This window comes from Pseudomonas tremae (genome assembly GCF_023278125.1).
Classification (GTDB): Bacteria; Pseudomonadota; Gammaproteobacteria; order Pseudomonadales; family Pseudomonadaceae; genus Aquipseudomonas; species Aquipseudomonas tremae.
This window is the reverse complement of record NZ_CP066270.1, coordinates 3,182,791-3,197,319: the sequence shown is the minus strand read 5'-3', so window position 1 is coordinate 3,197,319 and position 14,529 is coordinate 3,182,791. Positions and strand designations below refer to the sequence as shown.

Sequence of the window (14,529 nt, the reverse complement as noted above, 5' to 3'; positions counted from 1 at the left end):
CCATTCCTATGGGCGAGAATGGACTTGGGGATGGGGTACTCAGCGGAAATCCAGCGTTTGCCGGCTTACGCCATCAACTCCGTGCCCAACTGAAACGCCACCCACAACGCCAGCCCGGTGGCGAAGGTCAGTGCGATGTTCTCGAACCAGTTATTGCGGTATTCCTTGCTCAACAGCGACTTTTGATTGGACATGATCAGCAGCCCGAGCGAGATGATCGGCAAGCCAATGATGTTCAGCGCGTTGACGCCCAGCGTCAGCGTCACGAAGTCGGGCATGCCGGGCAGCGACCAGATCAGTGGAGTAACCAGAATGAACAGCATGAACCATTTGTGCATCGGGTCGTTGTGGAAGACCTTGCCATAGCGTTCGCGGCGCTTTGGGCTGATGTGCTGGAAGGCGTCGGTGATCAGCATCGGGAAGGCGGTGGTCTTGCCGGAAATACTGGCAAACAGCGTGGCAAACACGCCGATGAAAAAGATGTACCAGCCCAACGGGCCGAAGAATATCTCCAGCGCCTTGCCCAGGTCGGCGAGGGTATTCACCTGAATCCCGTTGGGTCGCAGAATTTCAACGCCTACCACCCAGATGGCCAGATTGATGACGATACCGACGATCACCGCAAACAGCAGATCGTTGCGCTGCATGCGCTTGTGTTGCGGCCCCGTCCAGCCTTTTTCGCGCATGACATAAGGATGGACGAAGTTGGCGATGGAGCCGGCCACCGCACCGATTACTGACACGGCTACGAGCAGTGCGCCATGTACGCCTTCGTCGGGCGGAATGCTGAAACCGATCGTGCCTTTGATGATGCCGGTGACATCCGGACCAGACATGATCGCCAGAGTCAGAAACGCCAGAGTCATGATTGCCAGCAGCACTTTCATGACGCCTTCGATCATCGTGTAGATATTGCGAGCGACCAGTAGCCACACGGCGAGCACCACCGCGACCGAGCAAAGCAGCGGCTGATTGATGTGCAACAGCATCGCCAATGCTTCACCCGCGCCCTTGATCATGTAGGCGTTGATCAAATGCCCCATCAATAACGCGTAACCGAGCATGAACCAGGCAAAGAGTGGGTGAAGCTGCGCATAGCCCTGCAGAATAGTCATGCCCTGGTTATTACACAGCTGAAAACGGGCGATGATGTTGACGATCAGAAACCTGAGCAGCAAGGATATCGCCAGCACCCACATCATGGCGTAGCCATAACTGGCACCTGCCACGGATGACGTGATGAGGTCCCCGGCGCCCAGCCAGGAGAGCACAGCGATGATCCCGGGGCCGAGCATTTTGGCAAGCTTTTTGAGACGGGGTTCGGCTGCAGGTGCCGCCTTTTCTTCAAGCGTAGGGGTGCCGGACATGCGTTTGATCTCCATTGTTATTGTATTGAGACTTCACTCACTCATGAGCAAGATAAGACGTCGTACAACTGGCGTGGAAATTCAAATGTAACCATGTGTAAAAACGTTTTACGGGTGGGGGACGGTGTTGGTGTTCATTGGCTTCGCACAAGACCAACGCATCATCAGTCTCGCGCAAAAAAAGTACGACCAGGTTTGGCCTCAGACACTGTTTGTGGCTCGTACTGCCCGCAGTACGAGCCATGTGCCCTATGAAGAGTGGCGCAATGTAAAAAACACGGGGGTGAGCGAAAACAGCTTTGGTGTCGCTCACTTTTCATCGAGTGATGCCGTTATTTGATACGGTTGCTCAGACTGTCGACTGTACTTTTCAGCGACTTAAGGTCACTTTGCGTGCTGCTGATCTCGCGTTTGAGGTTGCTTACATCATTGGCATTGGCGCCGGATTCGGAACTGCGTTTCAGGGTGCTTATCTGACTTTCCAGCTTTTCGATTTTGTTGTTCTGTTCGTCGATTTTGCTCTTCAACGCTGATGTATCACTCGCGTTGCCGAGCGACTGACTGCCCGCGCCGCGTTTGAACTCTTCGATCAATTTTGCCTGTGCATTGATGGTCTGTTTCAAACTCGCAATCTCATCAGCGTTGCGCTTTGAGTTGCGCTGCAGTTCCTGCAAGTCGCTCACAGTCATATCGGTATTGCGTAAAGAGTGACCGACGCTTTCTGCATGGATTGCCGCGATCCTGTCTTGAGACACCGTCCCGCCCGAAGTAACCTCGACCGCAGCCTGTGCCTGCGAAAATGCCAGGCTACTCAATAGCAATGTTGCGAAATGGATGTTGTATCGCGAGAAAGAAGATTGATCAGCCATGATCGGAATAACTCAGTAAGGTGCCGGATCAGCACCCCGCAAGATTAGCAGTTTGCCCGCTAATGCGGCAGCACTGCGCTAGTCAGAATGATGGTTGGCGCAGTCCTCATATTGAACGGTATTCAGGCGGACGTCATCAAACCCCAAGTGATTCACGCCCCACCGAACTCAATGGCCTATGGACAATTAAATGACTTCACCGACACTGGCTGCTGCGCAATTCTGTTCACTCAGAGGCGAGTTCAAGCACAATCTCGCCGGACATCTGGCGTTCATGCAGCGTGCCGCTGACTTGGGCGCGCACTACCTGCTGTTTCCTGAGTTGTCGCTGACTGGCTACGAGCCTGATCTCGCCCGCAAACTGGTGCTTTCACCCGACGATGCATGCCTGGACCCGATTCGCGCGCTGGCCATGCAATTGCAACTGGTGACCACGGTTGGCGTACCCCTAAAAGGACCCGATGGCCGCATCGAAATTGGCGCGCTGACGTTCACCACCCATGGCGATGTCATTAGCTACGCTAAGCAATACCTGCATCCCGGAGAAGATGCGGTCTTCAGTCCCGGCAGCGAAGATTGCTATCTGCACCTCGATCAGCACCGAATTGGCCTGTGCGTGTGTGCCGACTTCAGTCATTCTGAACATGTGCAACGTATCTCGGACGGCGGTGCATGGCTGTACGCCGCAAGCGTGCTGATTTCGCCAGGCGGCTACGCACATGATGCAGAGTTGCTCGCCGGGCATGCCCAGCGTCACCGGTTACCGGTGCTGATGGCCAATCACGGCGGGCCTACGGGCGGTTGGCAGTCGGCGGGACGCAGTGGTTTGTGGGACGAAACAGGGCGTTGGGTTGGAGGGATGGACGGGGCCGGGAGCGGTTTGGTCATTGCGACCTGCCAGCACGAAGGCTGGCAGGTGAGAGGGGTGATGTGGGAATAACTCAGATTACGTACTCAATGCCTGATCAGGTTTCGGAGCCGGCGTGTGTCGGGGCCGTGAAAGCGTCTCGGGCACTGCCACCAGCAGCAGACAGAACGCAACGGCTGCTACACCTGCCAAGGTCAAAAACGCTGCGCTGTAGCCAGCCATATGCACGACGAATCCGGCCAGGCTGTTGCTCAGCGCCGCGCCCAGCCCGAACAGGGTCGACAGCGCCCCAAGGCTCACGTTGAAGCGTCCGCTGCCCTGGGTCAGGTCCTTGACCATCAACGGGAACAAGGCGCCGAACAGGCCTGCACCGATTCCGTCGAGCATTTGCACTGCCACCAGCCAGTACGGATCATCGGAGAAGGTGTAGAGAACCCCCCGAATCGGAAGGAACAAAAAGCCGGCCAGCAATAGCGGCTTGCGCCCCCAGACGTCCGCTTTCATACCTACCAGCAGTGCTGCTGGAACCATGACCAGTTGCGCGGCAACGATGCAGGCTGATGTCAGCGGTGTCGCCATCTGCATGTTGATCTGCGAGAGTTTCTGGCTAACCAGTGGCAGCATCGCTGCGTTCGCCAGGTGGAACAGCGCGCAGCAGATGCCAAACATCAGCAGCGGTTTATTGCTCAACAGGGCGGAAAGTCCGGAGGCGTGATGACCACTGGTGTCGTGACTGGCATCGAAGCCTCGGGCAACGTCATGGTCTATCGCGTCGGCAGAGACAAAACTGATCGCGACGACGCTGGCCAGCGCCATCGCGGCCATCAGATAAAACACTGCAATCGGGCCGAACAGGTAGGCGAAGCCACCGGCCAGCAAGGCTGCGCAGGCGTTGCCCGCATGATTGAAGGTTTCATTGCGCCCGGTGCGTCGGGTAAACGCTTTTGGTCCGGTGATGCCCAACGAAATGGCGGCGATGGCGGGTGCGAACACTGATGCGGCAACGCTGCTCAGGGCCTGAGTCAGGGCAACCAGGGTAAACGATGAGGTGAAAGGCAAGATCAGGCAGCTCAGCGTCACCAGCAGTGCCGCGACGCCGATCATTGCTCGCTTGTAGGGCGTGCGGTCGATCAGCGCACCTGCCGGTGTCTGGGTCAGCAGCCCCGCAATGCCTGCGATGGTCATCACCACACCAATACTTGCCGGGTCCCATTTGTGAACCGCAAGCAGGTAAATCGCCAGGTAAGGGCCCAAACCATCGCGCACATCAGCGAGGAAAAAATTCAGGCTGTCCAGTGAAAGGGTGTTGCGGCGATCGGCATGGCTGGTCAATAGCTCTATTCCCGTAATTCGTCAGACTCCAGGCAACCGAGTCACGGTGGATACTGACATAAACCGTTTTGGAGAAGTTTCCCGACCAAGATGAAACTTTCGTTTTTAAATGCTCTTTTTTTGCAAGCTCTTCATGCGTTGGCTAGCGCGTTGTACCGCCGCCATTTTCTCCGGGCGTTTCATACGTTTCCATTTGCGAATGTCATCCTTGGTGCGCCCACAACTGACGCACAGGTCGCCACTGAGCTGGCAGACTGAAATGCACGGGTTTTCGATGTCCTTCGCCATGATCAACCTCGCCTGGTGTACTTGCGCCGAATGCGCTGCTGCCAATCACCGCCGTTGTCGCGAATGCACTCTTCTTCAGAGTCGACATGCACATGCGCTGACACTTTCGCAACGCTCAGCTGTGCTTCGGCAAACGCCTCGCCGGTCAGTTCGATCATTCGCTTGTCCAGAGCATGGCTCAGCGCCGCATTTTTGTCGGCCAGCGTATCGAACACCCAAACCACCTGCAGGCTGGAGGGAAAGGCTGCGTAGTCGACTTCGTGTGTCAGCCAGCAAAAGCCGGGCATTTCAGACTTGGCGGTTTCACAAGCCTGCGTCAGCGCCGTGACAAGCTTGCGCTCAGTGTGGGCCTGCTCGCGTTTGCTTGAGGGCATCTGGGGCCTCTGGTAGTGGCAGGTGGATGGCTGCGCACGATACCTGAATTGTTGGCGCGGTCCAAAAACAGTGCATTTTACAAGTGATGCCTGGTTGCTTTCAGGCAGCGGAGAGGAATTATTCGCTGCTCTATGCACGGTAATCCGCAGTAGACGCGAGAGCTGGCGGGAACCTGAACACTGCGCAGGCATGTGCTTGGCTGCACGCCGTCAATTGAGTCGAACCCCTGAGAACGTGCCGGGTCTGTTCCTGTAATTACTTTCAGGGATCTGTATTTATGTCGGCGCAACGTGGACTGATTTTGCTTGCAAGAGGTGGTTATGCCGCTCGTGGTGTGGTGTATCTGATTATCGGGCTGTTCGCCGTTCTGGCCGCTCAAGGTTCTTCTCAGCCTGCTGACAGTCACAGCAGCCTTGAGGCGTTGTTGAGTCAACCATTCGGAAATGTGCTTGTCAGTCTGGTGATCGTCGGTCTTCTCGCCTTTGCCGCCTGGCGAGTGCTGCAGGCCAGGCAGGATGTGGACCATCATGGTCGGGAGCTCAAGGGGCTGGTCATCCGGGGCGGCCTGCTGGTGGGCGGCTTCACGTATGGCGCACTGGCGTTCTTCGCGCTCGGTCTTCTGATCAGCGGGCTGAAAAGCTCCGGCGGCTCGGGTGGCAGCCAGACCAAGGACCTGCTGGCCTCGATTCTGTCGTGGGATCATTCCAACCTGCTGGTCTATGTCGTTGCGCTGGTGCCCTTGGCACTGGGCATCGTGCATATCATCAAGGGTTACAAAGCGTCTTTCGAGAAGTACTTCGAGGCTGACGAAGATGTCATGAAGTATGTCCGTCCGGTGTCTCGCTTTGGCCTGATCGCTCGCGGCGTGGCATTCATCGAGATTGCCGTGTTACTGGCTGTCAGCGGCTCCAGCTATCAGGCGATGCATCCGCCGGGCATGAAGGACGCGCTGAATGGCTTGCAGGACCTGCCAGCAGGTGGCTTGGTGCTGCTTGTCGTGGCTCTCGGTTTGATCGCTTTTTCGGTGTACAGCTTTGCCCAGGCCGCCTGGCGCAAGATCAACATGGACGTACCCGACGCGCCGGAGGCCGTGGCGCGTCATTTTCGCTGATTGCCTGTAAATTAAAGGGCTGCCTGACACCTGTGTCAGGCAGCCCTTTTTTATCTGCGCAAGAACGGTCTGAAGTCGATGGCTTGTGTAACGTGCTAGACCCGAATGTCCTGTGGCCCGCGGATCTGCGCCTCGATGCGTGTCCCGGTCAGGCGCTCCTCGTTGGAGAAGCCGTCGTAACTGGACAGGTCGCCAAAGCGTATGCCGGTGAGTTGCTCGATCTGCGCAACACTGCGTTGCCAGGTTCTGAGCGGGCCAAACATGATGTCCAGCTTACCCAGCTCGCTGCTCTGATCGATCATGTAAGCGCTGGCTGAAGGCTTGCCGTCATCGCCCAGAAACGCCACAACTTTCCAGAACGCCGACGGAATCCTGATGTTCCGGTAGCTGCGATCGTCATCGCGCAGCACCGGGCCGGTAAATACCGTTACTCTGGATTTCCAGCGCTTGGTGTTATCGAGGATGTAGTCCTCAAGCTCCAGCCAGGTCTTTTGATTGAACGCGCCCATCTGCGGCGAGCAGTTGGTGAAGTGGAACGTATCGCTGTTGGCCACTTCGGCTTCCTTGCCCCAGTTAGGGTCCTGACGTCTGACCAGATGGCCGCGATCCAGCAAGTTGTCGGCATACAGGCTTTCGCCGATCTGCGCCTCGGCGGGCAGGCGGCCATCCAAAGACCAGGTATCCTTGCTGCGTTTGACCTCTACGCTGTTGGCCCCATCAATATTGACGCCCACATACAGTGCCAGGCGTCGACTGCGCGACATGGTAATGGAGAAGTGCGTGTAATCGAGGCGGTTGCCGGTGTTGCCCAGCGGATAGACATCAGGCGCCAGCTCTTCGTCCGCAGCAGGCCACGGCACGACGAAATCGCCGAGAAAGTTGTCGGCGTAACCCTTGCGCTTTTTCAATTCGCTTGCCGGCGTTGTGCGAGCTGCGGCAAGCGCCTGTGGCTCAAGCAATCGCGCAGTTGAGGTCAGTGGCTTGAGGTCGGCAAGACGGGGTCGATAGTTGAGGTCGATGGCGATCTTCTTGTCAGGCACGGTGCTTGCTCCTGCGATGGGCGTGAATTGAGTCACAGTTCACCATAGCCGCGTTACAGGCCTGCGTCAGGTAAGACCATCAGACGCACCATTACGCTGATTCATTAAAAGTCCGTAAACAGGCTTAAGTTACAGGCCATGTGCGTCGATAAGCTCTTGATAAGAGCAATCCGCAGCTCGTGTTATTCATTAACCGCAGAGGCTTCAGGATGTCGATAAAACTACGTCTGTTCTTGCTGATAGGCACCAGTGTTCTGACCGTCCTGGTCATCAGTCTGGTCAATTACCTGGGCAATACCCGCACAGAGACTGCAATGCTTGACAGCGAAGTCAGCATGGCGGCGCTGGGCAATCACCTGCAAGCCGACATGATGCACGACGCGCTGCGCTCCGATGTGCTGTCAGCGATGCTGGTCGGCCTGGGCAAAAGCAGCAGCACCCGCAACGAGGTGCAGGCCTCTCTCGCCGAACATGCTGCGCAATTTCGTAAAGCGGTAGGCGAAAATCTCGAGTTGCCGATCTCCGCTGTCATCAGGGCAGAATTGAACAGCCTCAAACCAAGCCTCGACGCCTATATCGTTGCAGGTGAGCGCATTGTCGGCCTCGCCCTCGACAGCCCGGACCGCGCACAGCAGGAGCTTGGCACGTTCAGCAGCGCCTTCACTCAACTGGAGGAGCGGATGTCGACGCTCAGCGACTTGATCGAAGACAATTCCAAAGCCAGCGGCGAGGGGACCCGGCAGGCGATCCTCAGTGCCAATTTCACCTTGGTGGTGGTGCTTGCGGTCAGCCTTTTACTGCTGATCGTGCAAGGGCACTGGGTGACTCGCAGCATCATGATCCCTCTGGCATCGGCCAGCCGTATCGCCGACAGCATTGCTCGCGGCAACCTCAGCGAACCCATCGCCGAGCCGCGCAGCCGTGACGAAGCCAGCATGTTGATTCGTAGCCTGGCAATCATGCAGCGCGATCTGCGCGGCATGATTGAAGTGGTTCGTACCAATGCGCATGGCGTCAGCGGCATGAGCCGCCAACTCAGCAGCGGTTGTCATGACGTGGCCGATAGCAGTCGGCAGCAAAGCTCTGCAGCGGGCACCATGTCGGCAGCGACCAGCGAGATGACCGCCAGCATCGAGGAAATCACCCGGCATGCCGGGCAAGCTCTGGAAATGGCCAGTCAGGCCGAAGCCCTGGCCAAGAACGGCGGTCGGGTGATTCATCAGGTGGTCAATGACATGGACAGTATTGCCCGCTCCGCGCAACAGTCCGCGCAGGTCATTCGCACGCTGGACAAGGATTCGGAGGGGATCTTCAATATTATTCAGGTCATCAAGGGCATTGCCGATCAGACCAATCTGCTGGCGCTCAACGCGGCCATCGAAGCGGCGCGTGCCGGTGAGCAAGGCCGGGGGTTTGCCGTGGTGGCCGACGAGGTGCGCAGCCTGGCGGGACGCACCAGCGCTTCTACTCAGGAAATCACCACGATGGTCGCGCGCATTCAGCAGAGTACCCGCGAGGCGGTGACCAGCATGGAAGCCGGTGTCGCTCAGGTTGACAAGGGCATGGCCGTCACCGCCGAAGTAGAACGCGCGATCAGCGATATCCTCGATGCCACGCTGAGCACGACTCAACTGGTGAATGACATCACCCGCACAATTGGCGAACAGAGCCTGGCCAGCAACGAAATCGCCCATCAGGTGGAGATGATTGCCAGCATGTCCGAGGGCAACAGCCGAATCATCGTCCAGACCGCCAGCACCACAGATGAGCTGTCAGCGATGGCCGGGCAGCTCTCGCAATCGGTTGACCGCTTTCAACTTTGAGACTAAATACTCCGGATCAGCGGCGCCTCAGGTGCCGCGAACTGTGTGACTGGCGAGTCATGCATTAAAGCTTTGCCACCGACTGACGTTAACCATCGCACGAGAATCACCTTTCACCCCAGGAGCAACACGATGCAGACGCTAAAGGCTTTGTACGAGTCAGTTGAAAAGCAGTTTTTCGACACACTGACCAAGAAGCTCTCAAGCCTCTTTCTGCTGGTCCTGGTCAGCGCCCTGCTGTATTGGGTGGCGCTGAACATTCGCTCCGACATCATGCTGCAACTGCGCAGCACTCCAATGGACGCTGCGGCATTGGGCAAGGTCCAGAGCCAGCTTGACGTGCTGAGCAACGCAATTCTGCTGAGCACGCTATTCACGCTGGTCATGGTCAGTTTCATGGTCTGGTACTTTCGTCACCTGATCGTGCGTCCGGTCATGTCCATGACTCGCGCGCTCGAAGAGGTCGCCAGCGGTGAGGGGGACCTGTCCAAAGACCTGCCGTTGCTCACTCATGACGAAATTCGGGTGCTGGCGAGTACCTGCAACCGCTTTCTGGCCAAGCAGCGCGAGGTCATCAGCAGTATCCAGGGGCTGACCGTGCAAATTGCGGTCGAGTCTGCACGCTCGCTGAAAAACATCAGTGACTCCAGCGACAGCGCTACTGACCAAGCACGTTTTGCCAGAGAAGTCATGGACCAGAGCAACATGGCGGTGGGCAGTATCAAGGACGTCTCGCAGCAGACTCAGGGTATTTCCAGCACCACCGCGCAAAATCTGAGCATGGCTCGCGACTCGTACGCCGAACTACTGGAGGTGACCGGCAACATCAGCCAGATATCCAGTAGCCTGAATGAGTTTGGCTCGCTGGTATCGGGTCTGAACGAGCGCTCATCCAGTATCAAATCCATTGTCGGGCTCATTCAGCAGATTTCGGCGCAGACCAATCTGCTGGCACTCAATGCGGCCATCGAGGCCGCGCGAGCCGGGGAGAGCGGGCGAGGCTTTGCCGTGGTGGCCGATGAGGTGCGTACCCTGGCACAGAATGTAAGCCGGGCTACCGAGGACATCTCGCGTAACATCGACGCGATGCTTCAGGAAGTCAGCTCCACCCACGAGCAGACCATTCAGATCAGTCACAGCGCACGCGAAACCCAGATGGTGGTGGAGCGCGCGTCCGGTCACTTCGAGAGCATGATCGGCGATTTCGAATCCACCAATGACAAGCTGGCGGACATCGCCGCGCATATCCAGCAGTTTGCGGCCACCAACACCGGCATAAATGAGCGGGTAACGCGGATTTACTCTGACAGTCAGGCCATTGATCAGCGCATGCAACACTCAGCCACTGCGACTCGTGACCTTTCAGGTGTGGCCGAGCAGGTTCAGAGCCTGCTGGGACGATTCGTGCTCGGGCATGGCGAGCTGGATGCGGCAATCACCAGAGCCAGCCAATGCCGTGACATTCTGCAAGTGCGTCTGGCCGAGCTGCACAAGCAGGGCGTCAACCTGTTCGATCAGAGCTACAAGCTGATCCCGGGAACAGACCCCAAGCAATACACCACCGGTTACACCGAGCGTTTTGCGCAGGTCTGTCAGGAGGAGTGTGACAAGCTGACCAAGGGCACCCGCGGCGGCAAGGTAACGTTCATTGTGGACAGCAAGGGGTATTGCCCGGTCAATAACAGTTGGGTCTCGCAGAAACCGACCGGCAATCGCGATGTTGACCTGCCGGTGTGCCGCAATAAACGCATGTTCTCCGACCCGATAGGCCTGCGAGCGGCGGGCAACAAGCAACGCTTCCTGTTACAGACCTATTTGCGTGATACCGGCGAGATCATGACTGAAATAGATGTGCCGTTCTTTTTCGAAGGGCGCCACTGGGGCAACTTGCGGATGGGCTTCGACGCAGCGCTGTTGCTGGGCAAGTAATGCTGCTGGAGAACTAAGGCAGCGAGGCTGACAGGCCTGCGTCAGGCGCAGGCCAGGAACGCTATTAGCCCAGAACACGCTGGGAAATGTATCTGGATATCTGGACGATAGACGTCTTGCCGGTGAACTCGAACTTCACTTTACCGATTGCCGAGAAATAGATCTCCAGCTCTGAGTCAAGGTCGAACGTGCCCGACGTTTCAACCGACCACGCCACGATGTTTTTGTACGGCAGTGACGTGAAGTCTTTCTTGCTGCCCGTCAAACCCTGCACGTTGACCGAAATAATGCGTTTGGTTGTAAACACCACACCATCGCGCATGGATTTATAGGAGTCGATCACTTCTTCGCCGTCGAGTAGCAGCTCCTTGACCCGGTCTGCATATTCGTCATTCTGCTTGAGTTTGAAGAAGCCTTTGTTATTGAAATCAATCATCGGTCTATCCTTGAGCGGTCATTCGGACGGGAATGTGCTACATGCGCAGCCCTGCGCCCGATGGAGGCTTAGAATAACATCGCTCTGCGCATTTCATGCGGCAATGGCCGGGGAGAATGACGCGGTTTGAAGTTGAACAACGGAACGTTCACGCCGTTAAAGGCTCAATTTCTACAAGGCGCTGATTTCCAGAACGTCCCCGGAGGTGTGACTTTGAACATTCAAGAACTGACAAAACATGTAAAAGAAGAGAAGGTTCGCGAACTCGATCTGATCTCCATGGAAGGCGGATCCTACGTACTCCATGCTCGGGTGGACGGCAGCTCCGTACCTGTGCAGGACTCGACCGGCAAGACGCTGCACGTCGCCTCGGTAGAAGAAGCGCGCAAGGTACTTGCCTCAGTGCCGGATGTGAAACTGTTCATGTCCCAGGCCACTGCTTATGATGAGATGGTGGGCATGGACAGTGTTGAGCCAGAGTCTTCCCGCCACGAGATTCCGCTGCGTTCGAGCCTGTGATTACAAGGTCAGGCGCTGCGTCTGACCGCGATGCATTTGATCTCCAGCAACAGGCCGGGGTGTGCCAGTTCCGCGACGCCGATACAGGTCCAGGCACATTGACCGCGAGGGAAGATACGATTCTTTACTTCGCGAAATACCGGCATGTGTTCGCTCATCGCGACGTGATAAGTGGTCATGTCCACGATGTCTTCGAACGTACAGCCGCCTTCTGCCAGGACGGTGCGCAGGTTCTCCCAGCAGGCGATGAACTGTGCCTCCGGGTTGAGAATGACTTCCATATCCCGTGTACGTCCTACCTGCCCGGCGCAGTAAAGCGTATCGCCCACCCTTACAGCAGGGGCATAGCCTGCGCGGTCCATGATCGACTGATGGGTGGGCGGGACGATGATTTCGCGATCTGACATAGATAACACCTGTTTGTAACGCCTTGGTCTGTAACGGATGAGTGTGCAATTGTCGGGCGCGTTTAGCGTGCTTGTGGCTTGTGCCTGCTCAACTTTTCACGGCTGGCTTGGCGGCGCGCCGTGGCTTTTTAGTCGCGCCTGTAGATGCCGGGGATGCCGCAGCGCTGCGCTTTGCCGTCTTGCGTTTTTCTTCCAGGGCGGCGCAGCGCCTGCCGGGCTGGCTGGGCCGCTGATGGTCATGCGCATGCCGACGCAACGGCTGACCTGCTTGCTCATCCAGGCCGCCTGTTTGGCGACAAACTCCTCAAGACTCATCTCGCCGCTCTGCACCATGTCCAGCGCCTGCTCCCAGATAGCCGTGGTCCCCGGGTCGGCAATGGCGCGGGGCACTGCATCGATCAGGCTGAAGGCCGCCGGCGTGGCGCACAGCGCCTTGCCTTGCTTGGTCAGGTAGCCGCGGTCCAGCAACCCCTGAATGATCCCGGCGCGGGTCGCTTCGGTGCCGATGCCGGTGGTGTCCTTGAGCTTTTGCTTGAGCCGCGGGTCTTCCACCAATTTGGCGACGTTCTTCATTGCCTTGATCAGGTCGCCTTCGGTAAACGGCTTGGGCGGCTGGGTCCAGAGGTCCTTGAGAGTCACGTCTGCAACGGCGCACTCGCAGCCCTGAAATAACGTGGGCAGTGGTTGCGGGGCAGGCGCCTCGCGACCTTTGGCTGGTGCCAGTGCTTCTGGCATGGCCCGTTTCCAGCCGGGCTCGACAATCTGTTTGCCGACGGCCCGCAACGCATGGCCCGCGCAGTCGAAATCTGCCTGAGTGCGATCATATTCGTGGTTGGGCAGGAACTGCGCCAGGTAGCGGGCTCTGATCAGGGTGTACACCGCTCGGGGTTTGCCGGTCAGACGTTCAACGCCGCGAACGGCGGCTGTGGGAATAATCCCGTGGTGGGCGGTGACCTTTGCATCGTTCCACGCACGCGAGCGACGTTGCGGGTCGAGGTGTGGCAACAGGCTTGCCAACGCCGGGTCGGCCTTGCCCAGTGCGCCGATAATGCTCGCCGCTTCGCCGTGCTGGCTGTTCGGCAAGTAGCCACAATCGCTGCGCGGGTAGGTAATGACCTTGTGGGTTTCATACAGCGACTGAGCGATGTCGAGGGTTTCCTGCGCGCCGAGCCCGAGCTTTTTCGAGCAAATTTCCTGCAAGGTACCCAGATCGAAGGGCAAGGGGGCTGTCTCGCGAATGCGCTCGGTTCGCAGCTTGACCAGCCTCGCGCTGGATGCGTTGCGCATGGCTTCGGCGGCTTGTTGCGCGAGCGGCTGGTTAATGCAGCGATCCTGATCGTCACAGGCATCGGATGGCGCGCGCCATTGGGCGATGAACGCCTGATTGTCGTGAAGCAGCTTTACGTCGATGGCCCAGAATGGCGCGGGGACGAAGTCCGCGAGGCTGCGATCGCGGTCCACCACCAGGCGCAAGGTCGGGGTCTGTACACGTCCGACGGGCAATACGCCCTGGTAGCCGGACTGCCGTCCCAGCAGCGTGAACAGACGGCTCATGTTCATGCCGATCAACCAATCGGCGCGCGACCTGCCCAAAGCCGAGTGGTACAGGCTGAAGGTGTCTGCACCTGGCTTGAGCGCTGCCAATGCCTTGCGAATGGACGCGTCGTCCAGTGCCGACAGCCACAAACGCTGAATCGCCCCGCGATAGCGGCAGTGTTCGACCAGTTCGCGGGCGATCATCTCGCCTTCGCGGTCGGCATCGGTGGCGATGACCAGTTCCTGAGCCTCGCCCAGCAACCGTTTGACCGCCTTGAACTGGCTGGCGGTTCTGGGTTTGACCAGCATTTTCCATTTTTCCGGAACGATGGGCAGGTCTTCCAGCACCCAGCGTTTGTAGCGCGCATCGTAGGCATCGGGCGGGGCGGTTTCCAGCAAATGCCCTATGCACCAGGTTACGGTGGTATTGGCTCCCACCCAGCAGCCATCGCCACGCCGGGTAGCGCCGAGCGCAGCCGCAATGTCTTTGGCCTGGGAGGGTTTTTCGCAGAGAAACAGCCGCATGACTACCGTCGTCGATTACCGGTGTGAGGCTGCAAGGATGGACGTTGAACGAACGTGGAGCAAGTTTTATCTGTATGGATATACAGATAAATAGGTGGCTGTCG

Annotated in this window: 14 protein-coding genes and 2 pseudogenes; 7 read left to right on the top strand and 9 right to left on the bottom strand. The window is 57.8% G+C overall.

The features are described 5' to 3' along the window. Positions 1 to 65: 65 nt before the first annotated feature. Entirely contained in the window at positions 66 to 1,367 is a 1,302-nt protein-coding gene (locus tag I9H09_RS14525; RefSeq protein ID WP_122323397.1) for an Nramp family divalent metal transporter, read from the bottom strand. Positions 1,368 to 1,491: 124 nt separating this feature from the next. Between I9H09_RS14525 and I9H09_RS14520 the strand changes: the two genes are divergently transcribed. Continuing rightward, positions 1,492 to 1,707, top strand: coding sequence for a hypothetical protein (locus tag I9H09_RS14520; RefSeq protein WP_122323385.1), 216 nt, complete (start codon positions 1,492 to 1,494; stop codon positions 1,705 to 1,707). Here I9H09_RS14520 and I9H09_RS14515 read toward each other — a convergent pair. Continuing rightward, positions 1,700 to 2,236 (bottom strand): hypothetical protein, encoded by a 537-nt coding sequence (locus I9H09_RS14515; RefSeq protein ID WP_024690836.1) that lies wholly within the window; start codon positions 2,234 to 2,236, stop codon positions 1,700 to 1,702. The two genes, I9H09_RS14520 and I9H09_RS14515, sit on opposite strands and share 8 nt — an antisense overlap. Before the next feature lie 190 nt (positions 2,237 to 2,426). Here I9H09_RS14515 and I9H09_RS14510 point away from each other — a divergent pair, with 190 nt between their 5' ends. Beyond that, positions 2,427 to 3,176 (top strand): carbon-nitrogen hydrolase family protein, encoded by a 750-nt coding sequence (locus I9H09_RS14510; RefSeq protein ID WP_122347191.1) that lies wholly within the window; start codon positions 2,427 to 2,429, stop codon positions 3,174 to 3,176. A 6-nt stretch (positions 3,177 to 3,182) separates the two neighbouring features. On the opposite strand, the gene I9H09_RS14505 is transcribed toward I9H09_RS14510, so the two are convergent. From I9H09_RS14505 to I9H09_RS14495, 3 genes are all read right to left on the bottom strand, one after another. Then, positions 3,183 to 4,436, bottom strand: a complete 1,254-nt coding sequence (locus I9H09_RS14505; RefSeq protein ID WP_054998162.1) for an MFS transporter — start codon at positions 4,434 to 4,436, stop codon at positions 3,183 to 3,185. A 105-nt stretch (positions 4,437 to 4,541) separates the two neighbouring features. Then, positions 4,542 to 4,724 (bottom strand): DUF1289 domain-containing protein, encoded by a 183-nt coding sequence (locus I9H09_RS14500; RefSeq protein WP_005893397.1) that lies wholly within the window; start codon positions 4,722 to 4,724, stop codon positions 4,542 to 4,544. 2 nt (positions 4,725 to 4,726) lie between these two features. Beyond that, the gene (locus I9H09_RS14495; RefSeq protein WP_054998163.1) at positions 4,727 to 5,098 is read right to left on the bottom strand and encodes a hypothetical protein; all 372 of its coding nucleotides are present in this window, start codon (positions 5,096 to 5,098) and stop codon (positions 4,727 to 4,729) included. 278 nt (positions 5,099 to 5,376) lie between these two features. Here I9H09_RS14495 and I9H09_RS14490 point away from each other — a divergent pair, with 278 nt between their 5' ends. Continuing rightward, on the top strand, positions 5,377 to 6,210 hold the full coding sequence (locus tag I9H09_RS14490; RefSeq protein WP_236502336.1) for a DUF1206 domain-containing protein: 834 nt from the start codon (positions 5,377 to 5,379) through the stop codon (positions 6,208 to 6,210). Positions 6,211 to 6,305: 95 nt separating this feature from the next. Here I9H09_RS14490 and I9H09_RS14485 read toward each other — a convergent pair whose 3' ends face one another. Continuing rightward, on the bottom strand, positions 6,306 to 7,250 hold the full coding sequence (locus tag I9H09_RS14485) for a DNA/RNA non-specific endonuclease (RefSeq protein ID WP_053932258.1): 945 nt from the start codon (positions 7,248 to 7,250) through the stop codon (positions 6,306 to 6,308). Between the two features lie 209 nt (positions 7,251 to 7,459). On the opposite strand from I9H09_RS14485, the pseudogene I9H09_RS27210 reads away from it, so the two are divergent. The 3 genes and pseudogenes from I9H09_RS27210 to I9H09_RS14475 all read left to right on the top strand — a co-directional run. Then, positions 7,460 to 8,215: pseudogene (locus I9H09_RS27210) on the top strand (HAMP domain-containing protein); the annotation flags it as partial. Then, on the top strand, positions 8,210 to 9,073 hold the full coding sequence (locus I9H09_RS27205) for a methyl-accepting chemotaxis protein (protein ID WP_371903752.1): 864 nt from the start codon (positions 8,210 to 8,212) through the stop codon (positions 9,071 to 9,073). The pseudogene I9H09_RS27210 and the gene I9H09_RS27205, both read left to right, overlap by 6 nt. A 132-nt stretch (positions 9,074 to 9,205) precedes the next feature. After that, positions 9,206 to 11,002 carry a methyl-accepting chemotaxis protein gene (locus I9H09_RS14475; protein WP_054998165.1) on the top strand — a complete coding sequence of 599 codons (1,797 nt, stop codon included), beginning with the start codon at positions 9,206 to 9,208 and terminating at the stop codon, positions 11,000 to 11,002. Positions 11,003 to 11,066: 64 nt separating this feature from the next. On the opposite strand, the gene I9H09_RS14470 is transcribed toward I9H09_RS14475, so the two are convergent. Beyond that, entirely contained in the window at positions 11,067 to 11,438 is a 372-nt protein-coding gene (locus I9H09_RS14470; RefSeq protein WP_005893391.1) for a PH domain-containing protein, read from the bottom strand. A gap of 207 nt (positions 11,439 to 11,645) precedes the next feature. Here I9H09_RS14470 and I9H09_RS14465 point away from each other — a divergent pair, with 207 nt between their 5' ends. After that, the gene (locus tag I9H09_RS14465; protein WP_024669066.1) at positions 11,646 to 11,957 is read left to right on the top strand and encodes a DUF6482 family protein; all 312 of its coding nucleotides are present in this window, start codon (positions 11,646 to 11,648) and stop codon (positions 11,955 to 11,957) included. Between the two features lie 8 nt (positions 11,958 to 11,965). Here I9H09_RS14465 and I9H09_RS14460 read toward each other — a convergent pair whose 3' ends face one another. Together I9H09_RS14460 and I9H09_RS14455 are read right to left on the bottom strand one after the other, a co-directional pair. Further along, positions 11,966 to 12,364, bottom strand: a complete 399-nt coding sequence (locus I9H09_RS14460) for a RidA family protein (protein ID WP_053932260.1) — start codon at positions 12,362 to 12,364, stop codon at positions 11,966 to 11,968. Positions 12,365 to 12,452: 88 nt separating this feature from the next. Then, positions 12,453 to 14,425 (bottom strand): annotated as a pseudogene (locus tag I9H09_RS14455) (DNA topoisomerase III). Positions 14,426 to 14,529: the final 104 nt, after the last annotated feature.